Genomic DNA, 13,962 nt, shown 5'->3' with positions numbered 1-13,962 from the left:
TGGACGAGCCCTTCACAAAGGGCGTTGCCAAATGGCGCTTCCCTCAGTGCTTCTTTTTCTCCGGCAGATCCTTGCGCTTGGTTTCGGCGAATTCCTCGAGCTGCTTTTCGCTCATGGATTCGTACATCCCTTTGGAAGCGCCTTTGAGCTCGCTCTTCTTGGTCTCGCCGCGCTTGGCCGACAATGCGGCGCCGGCGGCCTTCTGCTGGGCTTTCGAGGTGGCAGGCATGGTTTTTCTCCCTTCATTGCCTGGGAGAAAACGAAACGGCCTCGCCAATGTTCCGGAAATCAGGCGACCGCCAGTCCAAAGCCCTGCATCAAACGGCTGATGGCAAAATCCGCCTTGCCGGACGTGAAGACCGCGATGTCCGGCTCACCATGCGGCAACGGCCCATTGACCGGCGACAGCAGCGACATCGCCCGCCGGGCGATCGCTTCGGCAGGATCGATCCAGTCGACCGGCCAGGGTGCGGTCTTGCGCATGCGGTTGACCAGAAAAGGATAGTGCGTACAGGCGAGCACGGCGATGTCGGTGCGCATGCCGTCGCGCTCGATGAAACACGGGGAGATCTCGGCGCGCACGGCTTCCTCGTCGACGAACCCTTCGCGCATATAGGCTTCGGCCAGCCCCGCCAGGCGGTCGCTACCGACCAGCCGGACATGGCACTTCTGCGCCCATTTGCTGATCAGGTCGCGCGTGTATTGCCGTTTCACCGTGCCCGGCGTCGCCAGCACGGAGACGAGGCCGGAGCGGGTACGCTCCGCCGCCGGCTTGATCGCAGGCACGGTGCCGACAAAGGGATGGCCGGGAAATCTCTCGCGCAACGCATCGATCACCAGCGTCGAGGCGGTGTTGCAGGCGATGACCGAGATGGCCGGGGCGAACCGGTCGAGCAATTTGCCGAACAGGTCGAGAATATGGACCCGCAGCGCCGGTTCCTCCCAGGCGCCAAAGGGGAAGGCGGCATCGTCGGCGATGTAGACGAAGCGGCGGTCGGGCATCAGCACGCGCGCCTCGCGCAGCACAGTCAGCCCGCCAATGCCGGAATCGAACATCAGGATCGGCTGATCAGTCATTGTCGGTTCCCTTGCCGCCGAGCGGCGGCGCGGCGTTGTCGTCGTCATCGGCCACCTGACGATCCGCATTGGTCTTGCGGCCGGGACCGCCGGCGCGCGCCGCTGCCGGAAGCCGCCTTGGATCATCTCCCGGAGAGCCGTCGCCGCGCGGCATCGCCGGCGAGAACCTGTCCAGCGACGAGATGATGCCGCGCAGCACCTTGAGCTCCGGCTCGGCAAATCCCGCCCGGGTCAATACGGCGCGCAGATTGTCAACCATCTTCGGCTTCTTCGGCGCCGGCCGGAAATAGCCGCGCGCTTCGAGTGCGCCTTCGAGATAGGCGAACAATCCGTGCAGTTCTTCCTTGCTGGCCGGCTTCATGTCCGGACCCGTAAAGTTGGTCTTGGTCTCGTCCTCGAGGCCGGATTTCATCCACTCGTAGGACATGAGAAGCGCGGCCTGGGCGATGTTAAGCGAGGAGAAATCGGGATCGACCGGAAAAGTGACGATCTCGTCGGCGAGGCCAACCTCGTCATTATAGAGGCCGAAACGCTCGCGGCCGAACAGGATGCCGGTTCGCTGACCCATGCCATGGCGAGCCCGGAGCACCCTGCCCGCCTCGACCGGCCCGCGCACGGGCTTGAAGCCGTCGCGTTGCCTTGCGGTGGTCGCGAAAACGAAATTCAGGTCGGCCATCGCCGTGGCGAGATCGTCGAAAACCTTGACGGCATCGATGACATGGTCGGCGCGGCTGGCCGCCGCCCGCGCCTTCTCGTTCGGCCAGCCGTCGCGCGGGTTGACGAGGCGAAGTTCGACCAGGCCGAAATTGGCCATGGCGCGCGCAACCATGCCGATATTCTCGCCGAGCTGCGGCTCCACGAGGATGATGGCGGGGCTGGCGACTGAAGCGGTATCGGAATCTTTGGTGACGGGCATGATTGTCAATGAACTGCTGTTTGCGGCATTTCAGCGTCCCCTGCCATATTCGGCCGCGAAAATGAACCATTCGCAAATGGCGGGGCGATCGCTTCGCTTTCGTGACCGATCGTCGTTTGCGCGGCCAAAAACGCTTTGATATAGGGGCGCATCCCCGGCCGAACGCCACGCGGGCAAGGCCGTCCCATTTCCCAGCAACGAGGCATTCTTTCCATGGCGAAGATCAAGGTGGCGAACCCGGTCGTCGAACTCGACGGCGACGAGATGACCCGCATCATCTGGCAGTTCATCAAGGACAAGCTGATCCACCCTTATCTCGACCTCAAGCTTGAATATTACGACCTCGGCATCGAGCATCGCGACGCCACCAACGACCAGGTGACCGTCGATTCGGCCAACGCCATCAAAAAATACGGCGTCGGCGTGAAATGCGCGACCATCACGCCCGACGAGCAGCGCGTCGAGGAATTCAAGCTGAAGAAGATGTGGAAGTCGCCGAACGGCACCATCCGCAACATTCTCGGCGGCACCATCTTCCGCGAGCCGATCATCATGAAGAACGTGCCGCGGCTGGTGCCCGGCTGGACCAAGCCGATCATCGTCGGCCGCCACGCCTATGGCGACCAGTACCGCGCCACCGATTTCCGTTTTCCCGGCAAGGGCAAGCTGACGATCAAGTTCGTCGGCGAGGATGGCCAGGTGATCGAGCACGACGTGTTCGACGCGCCCGGCGCCGGCGTCGCCATGGCCATGTACAACCTAGACGAATCGATCCGCGAATTCGCCCGCGCTTCGCTGAACTACGGCCTGCTGCGCAACTACCCGGTCTATCTCTCGACCAAGAACACCATCCTCAAGGCCTATGACGGCCGCTTCAAGGATATTTTCCAGGAGGTCTACGAGGCTGAGTTCGAGGCCGAGTTCAAGTCCAAGAAGCTGTGGTACGAGCACCGCCTGATCGACGACATGGTGGCCTCCAGCCTGAAATGGTCGGGTGGCTATGTCTGGGCCTGCAAGAACTATGACGGCGACGTACAGTCCGACACGGTGGCGCAGGGGTTCGGCTCGCTCGGCCTGATGACGTCGGTGCTGATGACGCCGGACGGCAAGACGGTGGAAGCGGAAGCCGCGCACGGCACCGTGACGCGCCACTATCGCCAGCACCAGAAGGGCGAGGAAACCTCGACCAATTCGATCGCCTCGATCTTCGCCTGGACCCGGGGCCTCGCCCATCGCGCCAAGCTCGACGACAATGCTGAATTGAAACGCTTCGCGGAGACACTCGAAAAGGTCTGCATCCAGACCGTCGAATCCGGCTTCATGACCAAGGACCTGTCGCTGCTGATCGGCCCCGACCAGCCCTGGCTTTCGACCACTGGTTTCCTGGACAAGATCGACGAGAATTTGCAGAAGGCGATGGCGTAAGCACCCGCGGGTTCAACATGCCGAAGGCTCCGGAAGGAGCCTTCGCTTTTTTGGGCCAACGAAAATCGAAAGCAAAGGACTGGCAACATGGCCAAACCGGTCCTCTACGGCGCCGACTACAGCGTTTACGTGCGCATAGCGCGCATGGCGCTGGAGGAGAAGGGCGTCGACTACGAGCTTGTGCCGGTCGATGTCTTTGCCGCCGAGGGCATCCCCGGCTGGTATTTCGAGCACCACCCGTTCGGCCGCATCCCGGCCTTCGAGCATGACGGTTTTCGCCTGTTCGAGGCCAGCGCGATTGCGCGCTATGTCGACGAGGCGTTCGACGGGCCGCCTTTGCAGCCGAAGGATCCGCGCGGCCGCGCGCGGATGAACCAGATCATCGGCATGCTCGACGCTTATGGCTATCGGGCCATGGTCTGGGACGTCGCCGTGGAGCGGCTGGAGAAGGCGTCGCCTGACGAAGCGCTGATTGTCAGCGGATTACGACAAGCAGGAACGGTCCTTCAGGCGCTCTCATCATTGAGATCCCCGGGGCCGTGGTTGCTCGGCAATCAACTGACGCTCGCCGACCTGCATGCGGCACCGATCATCGGCTATTTCGTCAGGGTGGCGGAAGGGCGCAAACTGCTGGCTCGCTTTGCCGACATACAGGACTGGTGGGATTGTATTGCTAAACAGACAAGCTTTGCCAGGACTGAAAAGGCCAGCTGATCTGCGACAGCGCAGCACAGCGACATTCGATTCAGGTCAATGATTTCGCGGACAACCGATCATTGATGTCAGCGTCGCCCCTCATGAGCGGGCGGCGCGAACCTCGAAGGGAAGCAACCGGCCTGGAGCGTTGCCTGCCAATTCTGCAATGAATCACGCCGCCTCCAGCGCCGCCCTCACCGCAGCAATCGCGTCGTCGGCCTTCGAGGCATCGGGGCCACCGGCCTGCGCCATGTCGGGCCGGCCGCCGCCGCCCTGCCCGCCGAGTACTGCGGAGGCGACGCGCACCAGGTCGACGGCGCTGAAACGGCCGACGAGATCATCGGTGACAGCGACCACGACGCTCGCCTTGTTGTCCTCGCCCGCACCGACAAACACGACCACGCCGGAGCCGAGCGAGCTTTTGCCGGCATCGGCGAGCGGCTTCAGATCCTTCGGCGAGACACCGGAAACCGACTTGCCGAGGAAGCCGACGCCCGCGACGGTCTCGTTGGCGGCCGGCGCGTCAGCGGGCGACCCGCCGCCCAGCGCCAGCTTCTTGCGCGCTTCGGTGAGCTCCTTCTCGAGCTTCTTGCGCTCTTCGAGCAGGGCTTCAACACGCGCCGGCACGTCGGCCGGCGAGATTTTCAGTGTTGCGGCGGCCGCCTTCAGCCGCCGGTCCTGTTCATCGAGATGCTTGCGCGCGGCCTCGCCCGTCAGCGCCTCGATACGGCGCACGCCTGAGGCGACGGCGCTGTCGGACACGACGCGCACCAGGCCGATGTCACCGGTTGCCCTGACATGCGTGCCGCCGCAAAGCTCGACCGAATAAGGACGGTTGGCCTTGGCGCCATGCAGGCCCGTGCCCATCGACACGACGCGCACCTCGTCGCCGTATTTCTCGCCGAACAGCGCCATGGCGCCTTCGGCGATGGCATCGTCGACCGACATCAGGCGCGTGGTCACCGGGCTGTTCTGCACCACGATCTCGTTGGCCATGCGCTCGACCTCCTCGAGTTCCGAGGGCGAAATGGGCTTGTTGTGCGAGATGTCGAAGCGCAGGCGCTCGGGCGCGACCAGCGAGCCCTTCTGCGCGACATGGGTGCCCAGCACCTCGCGCAGCGCCTCATGGATCAGATGCGTCGCGGAATGGTTCGCGCGGAGCCTGGAGCGCCTCGCATGGTCAACCTTCAGCTCGACGGCGGCACCCGTCCTGGCAGTGCCGCTGACCACCTTGCCGAGATGCACGAACAGCCCGTCGGCCTTCTTCTGCGTATCGGAAATCTCGATCGAGAAGCCTTCGCCTGAAATGGTTCCGGTGTCGCCCATCTGGCCGCCGGATTCGGCATAGAACGGCGTCTGGTTGACGACCACGGCTACCGCTTCGCCCTTGCCGGCGCTGTCGACGGTCTTGCCGTCGCGGACAACCGCCTGGATGATGCCTTCCGCCTGCTCGGTCTCGTAGCCGAGGAATTCGGTGGCACCGACTTTTTCGCGCACCGGGAACCAGACCGCTTCGGTCGCCGCCTCGCCGGAGCCCGCCCAGTGCTTACGCGCCTCTGCCTTCTGCTGCTCCATCGCACTGGTGAAGCCGGCAAGATCGACCGAGATGTTGCGCTGGCGCAGCGCATCCTGCGTCAGGTCGAGCGGGAAGCCATAGGTGTCGTAAAGCTTGAAGGCCGTCTCGCCGTCCAGCATGTCGCCGGCGCCGAGCTTTTCCGTCGCCTCCGACAGCAAACCGAGGCCACGCACCAGTGTCTTGCGGAACCTGGTCTCCTCAAGCTTCAGCGTCTCGGTGATCAGCTGTTCGCCGCGCACCAGTTCCGGATAGGCCTGACCCATCTCGCGAACCAGCGCCGGCACCAGCTGCCACACCAGCGGCTCGTTCGCACCGAGCAATTGCGCATGCCGCATGGCGCGGCGCATGATGCGGCGCAGCACATAGCCGCGGCCTTCGTTCGATGGCAGCACGCCGTCTGCGACCAGGAACGAGGACGAGCGCAGGTGATCGGCTATGACGCGATAGGATGCGACGGTCTCGGCGTCGGGACCGCGGCCGAGCGCGGACGACGCCGCATCGATCAGATGGCGGAACAGGTCGGTCTCAAACACGCTTTCCACGCCTTGCAGGATGGAGGCCATGCGCTCCAGCCCCATGCCGGTGTCGATCGACGGGCGCGGCAGGTCAATGCGCTCGTCCTTCGTCACTTGCTCGTACTGCATGAACACCAGGTTCCAGAATTCCAGGAACCGGTCGCCATCCTCCTCCGGGGTGCCGGGCGGACCGCCCCAGATGTGCTCGCCGCGATCGATGAAAATTTCCGAGCATGGCCCGCACGGCCCGGTGTCGCCCATCGCCCAGAAATTGTCGGAGGTTGGGATGCGGATGATGCGATCATCGGAAAAGCCGGCGATCTTCTTCCAGAAGCCGGCCGCCTCGTCGTCGGTGTGGTAGACGGTGACGAGCAGCTTGTCCTTCTTAAGCCCGAACTCCCTGGTAATGAGGTTCCAGGCCAACTCGATGGCGCGCTCCTTGAAATAGTCGCCGAAGGAGAAATTGCCGAGCATCTCGAAGAAGGTCAGGTGGCGCGCGGTGTAGCCGACATTGTCGAGGTCGTTGTGCTTGCCGCCGGCGCGAACGCTTTTCTGGGCGGTCGTGGCACGCGAATAGGGCCGCTTCTCCAGGCCGGTGAAGACGTTCTTGAACTGCACCATGCCGGCATTGGTGAACATCAGCGTCGGATCGTTGCGCGGTACAAGCGGGCTCGACGCCACGACCTCGTGACCCTCCTTGCGGAAATAGTCGAGAAATGTCGACCGGATCTCGTTCACGCCACTCATGAATGCTGCCTTTTCGAGAGAGCCGCCGGCCGGACCGGCGGAAAATGGGCTCTGCTTTAGAAGATGGAGCTGGCCTTTTAGCCGCCGCTTGGCACCCTGTCCAGAAACACGCAAGCCGGCCAATTCGCGGTTCACCAGCCACCCAAAACGCAAACCGCCGGCACGGGGCCGGCGGTTCGAAACGCAATACTACAGAACTCGATTACATAAGCTCAAATTGATGAACCGGGATTATGGCCGAACTCGGGCCATAAACCGAACGCTAGATCGCGCCGGCGAACGCTTGAATTGCGCCGGCGAACGCTTACATCGCGCCGGCTTCATCCTCGAACCCATCATCGCCACCTTCGGAGCCGCCATTCTCAAGGAATTTCTCGGCGATCAGTCCGGCGTTCTGCCTGAGCGCAAGTTCGATCTCGCGCGCCGTATCGGGATTGTCGCGCAGGAACAGCTTCGCGTTCTCGCGGCCCTGGCCGAGACGCTGCGAATTGTAGGAGAACCAGGCGCCCGACTTCTCGACCACGCCGGCCTTGACGCCGAGATCGACCAGCTCGCCTGTCTTCGACACGCCTTCGCCGTACATGATGTCGAACTCGACCACCTTGAAGGGCGGCGCCAGCTTGTTCTTGACCACCTTGACGCGGGTCTGGTTGCCGACGACCTCGTCGCGGTCCTTGACCGAGCCGATGCGGCGGATATCGAGACGCACCGAGGCGTAAAATTTCAGCGCATTGCCGCCGGTGGTGGTTTCGGGCGAGCCGAACATGACGCCGATCTTCATGCGGATCTGGTTGATGAAGATGACCATGGTGTTGGAGCGCGAGATCGAGGCGGTCAGCTTGCGCAGCGCCTGGCTCATCAGGCGGGCCTGCAGGCCGGGCAGCGAATCGCCCATCTCGCCCTCGATTTCGGCGCGCGGCGTCAGCGCCGCGACCGAATCGACCACCAGCACATCGATGGCGCCGGAGCGCACCAGCGTATCGCAGATCTCAAGCGCCTGCTCGCCAGTGTCAGGCTGCGAGATCAGGAGGTTTTCGAGATCGACGCCGAGCTTGCGGGCATAGACCGGATCGAGCGCATGCTCGGCATCGACGAAGGCGCAGATGCCGCCCTTCTTCTGGGCTTCCGCCACCGTGTGCAGCGCCAGCGTCGTCTTACCCGAGCTTTCCGGCCCGTAGATCTCGATGATGCGGCCGCGCGGCAGGCCGCCGACGCCAAGCGCGATGTCGAGGCCGAGCGAGCCGGTCGGCACGGTTTCGATCTCGACGACCTGCTCGTTCGCGCCGAGCCGCATGATCGAGCCCTTGCCGAAAGCCCGCTCGATTTGCGACAGCGCCGCATCCAGAGCCTTTGATTTGTCCACTGCCTTATCCTCTACAAGCCGCAAGCTGTTCTGAGCCATGATACATCACCCCGTAGTCGTCAATGAAGGCCGGACAATCCGTAATCCTTGGTTATTTGTACCTTTTTTGTTCTCATTTGGCAAGAGGGATCAAGCATTTGAAAAATAAGCAACATCCTGATTTGTTCTTTTTTTGTCTCACGATTCGGCTCCAGCATGACCCGAATATTAGGCCAGGCTGGTTCGCCGTGCCGGCCTCACGAATCGCTGGTTGTTGCCTGCGAAGCTCCGTCGCACAGCATGGCGCTTGTGCGTGACCGCCAACAAAGGTCATATCGGCGCATGGTGAGATCTCCAAGAGTCCTGGCGGTGGGCGGCGCCCATATCGACAGGCGCGGCCAGGTGTCCGGCGCTTACGTGCCGGCTGCCTCCAACCCGGGCACGATGCGCGAGGACGTTGGCGGCGGCGTCTTCAACGCATTGCGCAGCACGGTGCGGCGAGGCGTCTCGGGCTCGTTGCTGTCGGTGCGCGGCGGCGATGCCGCCGCCGACACGGTTTCGCGCGCCATCGCCGAAGCAGGCATTGCCGACCTGTCCGCGGTGTTCCTCGACCGCACGACGCCGAGCTATACGGCGCTGATCGACCGCGAGGGCGAACTGCTCGTCGGCTTTGCCGACATGGCGCTTTATGAGCTGGCATTTGCAAAGCAGATCCGCCGCTCCAGGGTGCGGGAGGAGATCGCCGCCGCCGATGCCGTCCTGTGCGACGCCAACCTGCCATCGGCGGCTCTGGAGCGGCTGGTGTCGCTTGCCGCCGGCAAGCCCGTGTTCGCCATTGCCATTTCACCGGCCAAGGTCGTGCGCTTGACACCGGTGCTCGGCGGCCTGGCCGTCGCCTTCATGAACAGGCGCGAGGCGGTGGCGCTTGCCGGACTTGACGATGCCGCCTCTCAAAAAACTATCCTCGACGGGCTGAGAAGCGCCGGCCTCGACAGCGCGGTGGTCACGGCGGGCGGCGGCCCGGTGCTGGGCTTCGACCGCGACGGCAGCTTTGCCGTCGTCCCGCCCCCTCCAAGAAAGGTCGTGGACGTCACCGGCGCCGGCGATGCGCTTGCCGGCGCGACGGTCGCCGCCCTGCTGCGCGGCATGCCCTTGCGCGCGGCGTTGCGCGAGGGCGTCGCCGCCGCGACGCTGGCTATTGAAAGCGCGGGCGCCGTTCCCGATTTCACCACGGCGACTTTCGCGCAAGCGCTGGCTCTTGTGCCCGAAGAGCAGGAAATGGCATGAGACCGGCATCCGAAAGGATGCGCCGCACTTCGGATTGGAGATCCAGATGACCCCAGACACCGCCCGCCCCTTCATCGATGTCCACGCGCCGGTGGCGCAAGCCTTGGCCGCCGGGAAGCCCGTGGTTGCGCTGGAAAGCACCATCATAACCCATGGCATGCCCTACCCCGACAATGGCGCCATGGCGGCCGACGTGGAAAGGATCATTGCGAACGGCGGCGCGGTGCCGGCGACGATCGCCGTGGTGGCGGGCCGCATCAAGATCGGCCTCTCCGACGGAGAACGCGAATCGCTCGCCATGACCGGCGACGCCATGAAGCTCTCTCGCGCCGATCTCGGCTTCGCCGTCGCGCAAGGGCGCACCGGCGGCACCACGGTTGCCGCCACAATGATCGCCGCGCATATGGTTGGGATAAAGGTGTTCGCCACCGGCGGCATCGGCGGCGTGCACAAGGGCGCCGAAAAAAGCTTCGACATTTCCGCCGACCTCGATGAGCTGGCGCGCACGCCCGTCATCGTCGTCTCGGCTGGGGCCAAGGCCATCCTCGACATCGAAAAGACGCTGGAGGTGCTGGAGACCCGCGGCGTGCCCGTGATCGGCCATGGCTGCGAGACCATGCCGGCCTTCTGGTCGCGGCAGTCGCCGTTCCGCGCGCCGCTGACCTTGCACGCGCCGGAAGAGATCGCGCATTTCTACAAGACGCGACAGGCGCTGGGCCTGAGCGGCGGCATGCTGATCGCCAATCCGGTGCCGGAGGATCACGAAATCCCGGCCGGCGAGATGGCCGGCTACATCGAGGCCGCCCAGAAGGCCGCCGAGGCGCTCAACGTCACCGGCAAGGCGGTGACGCCATTCCTGCTCTCCAAAATCCTCGAACTCACCGGCGGCCGGAGCCTGAAGACCAACATCGCGCTGGTGGAAAACAATGCTCGGCTGGCGGCGCGGATTGCCAGGGCGCTGTAGGCCGATGTGGGCGGGACGGCACCCCCCCTCTGTCCTGCCGGACATCTCCCCCGCAAGGAGGAGATCAGACGTCACACCGGCTTTCGCCAATTTTCAACGTTGAAGAAACAGGCCGCCAGTGAAACTGGCAATCTCCCCCCTTGCGGGGGAGATGGCCGGCAGGCCAGAGGGGGGTGTGAAGGAACTCGACGGCTGCGCTTCACTTCCCCGCCCTTCGCCCCGCCTCATAGGCCCGCCGCGCCCAGACCGCCATCTCGTCGGGGTCGTCGAAGGCACTGTCGGGAATGCTCCAATAGGGCATCGCCACCAGCTTGCCGTGCCGGGACCCGGTGTAGGTCCACTGCGTGCAGCCGGCGGCCTCGAAGTCGGGCGCGCTTTGCTCGTCCGCTTTCAGCATCAATTCGCCGCGCAACACGATGGCGACGATGACGCCGTCGGCATAGATGCCCTTGCCGCCGAACAGTTTGCGGATGCTGACCGGGCCCAGGCTCTGGAAGAGTTCTTCTATGCGTTCATTGTCCATGCGCGGATCATGTCACCGCGATCCGGCCTTGTCATCGCCGCAACCAAAACCATGCTGACAGGTTGAAAGGGGATCGACCGGAGTTTCCCGTCATGCCTGTCCTGCTCAAAGGCTCCTGCCGCTGCAATGCCGTTCGTTTCGAGGTGGAAAGCCACACGCCCGTGCCGTTCATGCTGTGCTACTGCTCGATCTGCCGCAAGCAGCAGGGCGGCGGCGGTTTTGCCATCAATCTCGGCGCCGACTACGGGACGATGACCATCCGCGGCAAGAGGAGCCTCGGCGTCTATCGGGCCGAGATCGAGGACGACGAACATCCGCATTGCGAGATCTCGACCGGAGAGCGCAATTTCTGCCGCAAATGCGGATCGGCGCTGTGGCTCTACGACCCGACCTGGCCGGAACTCGTCCATCCCTTCGCCTCGGCGATCGACAGCGGCCTGCCGAAACCGCCAAGCAAGGTGCATCTGATGCTGAAATACAAGGCCAACTGGGTCGAGCCCGATGTCGGGCCGAGCGACAAGGTGTTCGACGTCTATCCCGAGGAATCGATCGCCGACTGGCATAAGCGGACCGGGACGTGGGTGGAGTGAGTGTCTTCGCTGCGTTCTAAGGGAGGTGAGGAGTGGTCTGCGCAGCAGGCGGGAAGCCAATTGCGCGGCTTTTCGAATGACGAACGCCGGCAGCGGGGCTATCGCTGCCCCTCATCCGGCCCTGGGGGACACCTTCTCCCCGTAAACGGGACGAAGGAAGGTCAGGCGGAGGCGCGTGCTTCTGCCAGCGCCTTGAGGTCGGCCGGCTTCAGTTCGACGGATTCGCCGCAGCCGCAGGCCGAGCTCTGGTTCGGGTTGCGGAAGGTGAAGCCGGTGCGCAGCGTCGTCTGCTCGAAATCCATCTCGGTGCCGAACAGGAAAAGTGCTGCTTCCGGCGCGACATAGACATGGGCGCCGTCGCGCTCGATGTGGTCGTCCTTGGTATTGGGTTCGGTCACCAGGTCGACCGTGTATTCCATGCCGGCGCAACCGCCCTTCTTGATACCGAGGCGAATGCCATGCGCATTCTCACGCGTGGCAACGATCTCGCGCACCCGGTCGGCGGCCTTTTCGGTCATCGTGATGACGGCAAAGCGTCCCATCTTTTTCCTTCTCCATTCCATGCAGGTTCAAGGCCTGCCGAATGATTCCTCACCTAAAATGGTGAAGTTTTGCCACTGGCGCAAGTGTGCCGGACTCGACGTCAGTACCAGCCCACCGCCACCTGCGCCTCTTCCGACATGCGATCGGGCGACCAGGGCGGGTCGAATGTCATGTTGACCTCGACGCCCGACACGCCTTCGACGGCGCCGACGGCGTTCTCAACCCAGCCCGGCATCTCGCCGGCCACCGGGCAGCCGGGCGCGGTCAGCGTCATGTCGATCTTGACCGAACGGTCGTCCTCGATGTCGATCTTGTAGACGAGGCCAAGCTCGTAAATATCGGCCGGGATTTCCGGGTCGTAGACCGTCTTCAGCGCCGAGACGATGTCGTCGGTCAGCCGCGCCAGTTCGTCGGCGGGAATTGCGGAGGCGGAAACCACCGCCTTAGCGGCCGCGTCGGGAACAGCGTCGGTAGCTGTGCTGGCATCTTCCATTATCGTCACCCGAAAAACTTGCGCGCTTTTTCCAACGCATCAGCCAAAGCATCGACTTCGGCTCGCGTATTATACATGCCGAACGACGCCCTGCATGTGGAGGTTACGCCGAAGCGTTTCAACAGGGGCTGGGCGCAATGGGTGCCCGCGCGCACAGCCACGCCTTGCCGGTCGATCACCATCGACACGTCATGGGCATGAATGCCTTGCAGCTCGAACGAGATGATGGCGCCCTTGCCGGGCGCGTCGCCGAAGATGCGCAGCGAGTTGATGGCGCGCAGCCGCTCGTGCGCATAGTCCTTCAAATCGGCCTCGTGCGCGGCGATGCGCTCGCGGCCGATCTTTTCCATGTAATCGAGCGCGGCGCCGAGCCCGATCGCCTGGACGATCGGCGGCGTACCGGCCTCGAAGCGGTGCGGCGGGTCGTTGTAGGTGACGATGTCTTCGGTCACCTCCTCGATCATCTCGCCGCCACCCATGAACGGACGCATGCGCTGCAAGATGTCCTTCTTGCCGTAGAGCACACCGATGCCGGAGGGACCGTAGACCTTGTGGCCGGTGAAGACGAAGAAATCGCAGTCGAGGTCCTGCACGTCGATGGGCATATGGACGGCGCTCTGGCTGCCGTCGACGAGCACGGGAATGCCGCGCGAATGCGCGATGCGCACGATCTCCTTGATCGGCGTCACCGTGCCCAGCGCGTTCGACATCTGCGTGATGGCGACCAGCTTTGTGCGGCCGGTCAGTCGCTTCTCGAATTCCTCGATGTGGAAGACGCCGAGATCGTCGACCGGCACCCACACCAGTTTGGCGCCCTGCCGCTCGCGGATGAAATGCCATGGCACGATGTTGGAGTGGTGCTCCATGATCGACAGCACGATCTCGTCGCCCTCGCCGATATTGGGCATGCCATAGCCATAGGCGACCGTGTTGATCGCCGATGTCGTGTTCGAGGTGAAGACGATATTGTCGGTGCTCGGCGCATTGAGGAAGCGGCGAACCGTCTCCCGCGCCTTCTCATAGGAGTCGGTCGCTGCATTGGACAGGAAGTGCAGGCCGCGATGGACGTTGGCGTATTCCTGGGCATAGGCGTGCTGGACCGCGTCGAGCACCGCCTGCGGCTTCTGCGCCGAGGCGCCATTGTCGAGATAGACGAGAGGTTTGCCGTAGACTTCGCGTGACAGAATCGGGAAATCGCGGCGGATCGCCTCGACGTCGTAGGTTTCGACTTTCTGGTCCATCATAAGCTCTCTTGAGGCACTGCCTCA

General features: G+C 63.6%; 14 protein-coding genes. 5 read left to right on the top strand and 9 right to left on the bottom strand.

Translation table 11 applies throughout. From position 1 onward, the window contains the following. Positions 1-43: 43 nt before the first annotated feature. From FJ490_RS05020 to FJ490_RS05010, 3 genes are read right to left on the bottom strand one after another with little or no spacing between them, the layout of a single operon-like run. On the bottom strand, positions 44-229 hold the full coding sequence (locus tag FJ490_RS05020; protein WP_140493851.1) for a DUF3008 family protein: 186 nt from the start codon (positions 227-229) through the stop codon (positions 44-46). 59 nt (positions 230-288) lie between these two features. After that, positions 289-1,077: a glutamate racemase gene (murI, locus tag FJ490_RS05015; RefSeq protein ID WP_140518327.1), complete on the bottom strand. Its 789-nt coding sequence runs from the start codon at positions 1,075-1,077 to the stop codon at positions 289-291. Further along, positions 1,070-1,993: an RNA methyltransferase gene (locus tag FJ490_RS05010; protein ID WP_140493855.1), complete on the bottom strand. Its 924-nt coding sequence runs from the start codon at positions 1,991-1,993 to the stop codon at positions 1,070-1,072. The genes murI and FJ490_RS05010 overlap by 8 nt, the downstream gene beginning before the upstream one ends. 213 nt (positions 1,994-2,206) lie before the next feature. Here FJ490_RS05010 and FJ490_RS05005 point away from each other — a divergent pair, with 213 nt between their 5' ends. After that, positions 2,207-3,418: an NADP-dependent isocitrate dehydrogenase gene (locus tag FJ490_RS05005; RefSeq protein WP_140493857.1), complete on the top strand. Its 1,212-nt coding sequence runs from the start codon at positions 2,207-2,209 to the stop codon at positions 3,416-3,418. Between the two features lie 87 nt (positions 3,419-3,505). Then, a complete protein-coding gene (locus FJ490_RS05000; protein ID WP_140728283.1) occupies positions 3,506-4,132 on the top strand; it encodes a glutathione S-transferase N-terminal domain-containing protein in 627 nt (208 codons plus the stop codon). Between the two features lie 153 nt (positions 4,133-4,285). Here the strand turns inward: FJ490_RS05000 and alaS are convergent, their stop codons facing one another. Next, positions 4,286-6,952, bottom strand: coding sequence for an alanine--tRNA ligase (alaS, locus tag FJ490_RS04995; protein ID WP_140673334.1), 2,667 nt, complete (start codon positions 6,950-6,952; stop codon positions 4,286-4,288). 304 nt (positions 6,953-7,256) lie between these two features. Beyond that, positions 7,257-8,354: a recombinase RecA gene (gene recA / locus FJ490_RS04990; RefSeq protein WP_010909075.1), complete on the bottom strand. Its 1,098-nt coding sequence runs from the start codon at positions 8,352-8,354 to the stop codon at positions 7,257-7,259. 282 nt (positions 8,355-8,636) lie between these two features. Here recA and FJ490_RS04985 point away from each other — a divergent pair, with 282 nt between their 5' ends. Together FJ490_RS04985 and FJ490_RS04980 are read left to right on the top strand one after the other, a co-directional pair. Continuing rightward, complete coding sequence (locus tag FJ490_RS04985) at positions 8,637-9,581, top strand: carbohydrate kinase family protein (protein ID WP_140560979.1); 945 nt, start codon at positions 8,637-8,639, stop codon at positions 9,579-9,581. 46 nt (positions 9,582-9,627) lie between these two features. After that, on the top strand, positions 9,628-10,545 hold the full coding sequence (locus FJ490_RS04980) for a pseudouridine-5'-phosphate glycosidase (protein ID WP_140728282.1): 918 nt from the start codon (positions 9,628-9,630) through the stop codon (positions 10,543-10,545). Between the two features lie 199 nt (positions 10,546-10,744). Here the strand turns inward: FJ490_RS04980 and FJ490_RS04970 are convergent, their stop codons facing one another. Continuing rightward, positions 10,745-11,068, bottom strand: coding sequence for a TfoX/Sxy family protein (locus FJ490_RS04970; protein ID WP_140522038.1), 324 nt, complete (start codon positions 11,066-11,068; stop codon positions 10,745-10,747). A gap of 92 nt (positions 11,069-11,160) precedes the next feature. On the opposite strand from FJ490_RS04970, the gene FJ490_RS04965 reads away from it, so the two are divergent. Next, a complete protein-coding gene (locus tag FJ490_RS04965) occupies positions 11,161-11,658 on the top strand; it encodes a GFA family protein (protein WP_140728281.1) in 498 nt (165 codons plus the stop codon). Positions 11,659-11,819: 161 nt separating this feature from the next. Here the strand turns inward: FJ490_RS04965 and sufA are convergent, their stop codons facing one another. From sufA to FJ490_RS04950, 3 genes are all read right to left on the bottom strand, one after another. Further along, positions 11,820-12,200: a Fe-S cluster assembly scaffold SufA gene (sufA, locus tag FJ490_RS04960; protein ID WP_006206001.1), complete on the bottom strand. Its 381-nt coding sequence runs from the start codon at positions 12,198-12,200 to the stop codon at positions 11,820-11,822. A 101-nt stretch (positions 12,201-12,301) separates the two neighbouring features. Then, positions 12,302-12,694 carry an SUF system Fe-S cluster assembly protein gene (locus FJ490_RS04955; protein WP_140547766.1) on the bottom strand — a complete coding sequence of 131 codons (393 nt, stop codon included), beginning with the start codon at positions 12,692-12,694 and terminating at the stop codon, positions 12,302-12,304. 5 nt (positions 12,695-12,699) lie between these two features. Further along, the gene (locus tag FJ490_RS04950; protein ID WP_140728280.1) at positions 12,700-13,935 is read right to left on the bottom strand and encodes a cysteine desulfurase; all 1,236 of its coding nucleotides are present in this window, start codon (positions 13,933-13,935) and stop codon (positions 12,700-12,702) included. Between the last annotated feature and the right edge of the window lie 27 nt (positions 13,936-13,962).

Origin of the sequence: Mesorhizobium sp. B2-5-11 (assembly GCF_006440835.1) — a bacterium.
Lineage (GTDB): Bacteria > Pseudomonadota > Alphaproteobacteria > Rhizobiales > Rhizobiaceae > Mesorhizobium.
The sequence above is the reverse complement of the archived record's forward strand: the minus strand, read 5'-3'. Positions and strand labels throughout refer to the sequence as shown.

What these genes read in the sequence shown, in the direction of transcription:
- FJ490_RS05020 (WP_140493851.1), bottom strand. Translation starts at nt 229, where the DNA reads ATGCCTGCCACCTCGAAAGCCCAGCAGAAGGCCGCCGGCGCCGCATTG.
- murI (WP_140518327.1), bottom strand. Translation starts at nt 1,077, where the DNA reads ATGACTGATCAGCCGATCCTGATGTTCGATTCCGGCATTGGCGGGCTG.
- FJ490_RS05010 (WP_140493855.1), bottom strand. Translation starts at nt 1,993, where the DNA reads ATGCCCGTCACCAAAGATTCCGATACCGCTTCAGTCGCCAGCCCCGCC.
- FJ490_RS05005 (WP_140493857.1), top strand. Translation starts at nt 2,207, where the DNA reads ATGGCGAAGATCAAGGTGGCGAACCCGGTCGTCGAACTCGACGGCGAC.
- FJ490_RS05000 (WP_140728283.1), top strand. Translation starts at nt 3,506, where the DNA reads ATGGCCAAACCGGTCCTCTACGGCGCCGACTACAGCGTTTACGTGCGC.
- alaS (WP_140673334.1), bottom strand. Translation starts at nt 6,952, where the DNA reads ATGAGTGGCGTGAACGAGATCCGGTCGACATTTCTCGACTATTTCCGC.
- recA (WP_010909075.1), bottom strand. Translation starts at nt 8,354, where the DNA reads ATGGCTCAGAACAGCTTGCGGCTTGTAGAGGATAAGGCAGTGGACAAA.
- FJ490_RS04985 (WP_140560979.1), top strand. Translation starts at nt 8,637, where the DNA reads ATGGTGAGATCTCCAAGAGTCCTGGCGGTGGGCGGCGCCCATATCGAC.
- FJ490_RS04980 (WP_140728282.1), top strand. Translation starts at nt 9,628, where the DNA reads ATGACCCCAGACACCGCCCGCCCCTTCATCGATGTCCACGCGCCGGTG.
- FJ490_RS04970 (WP_140522038.1), bottom strand. Translation starts at nt 11,068, where the DNA reads ATGGACAATGAACGCATAGAAGAACTCTTCCAGAGCCTGGGCCCGGTC.
- FJ490_RS04965 (WP_140728281.1), top strand. Translation starts at nt 11,161, where the DNA reads ATGCCTGTCCTGCTCAAAGGCTCCTGCCGCTGCAATGCCGTTCGTTTC.
- sufA (WP_006206001.1), bottom strand. Translation starts at nt 12,200, where the DNA reads ATGGGACGCTTTGCCGTCATCACGATGACCGAAAAGGCCGCCGACCGG.
- FJ490_RS04955 (WP_140547766.1), bottom strand. Translation starts at nt 12,694, where the DNA reads ATGGAAGATGCCAGCACAGCTACCGACGCTGTTCCCGACGCGGCCGCT.
- FJ490_RS04950 (WP_140728280.1), bottom strand. Translation starts at nt 13,935, where the DNA reads ATGGACCAGAAAGTCGAAACCTACGACGTCGAGGCGATCCGCCGCGAT.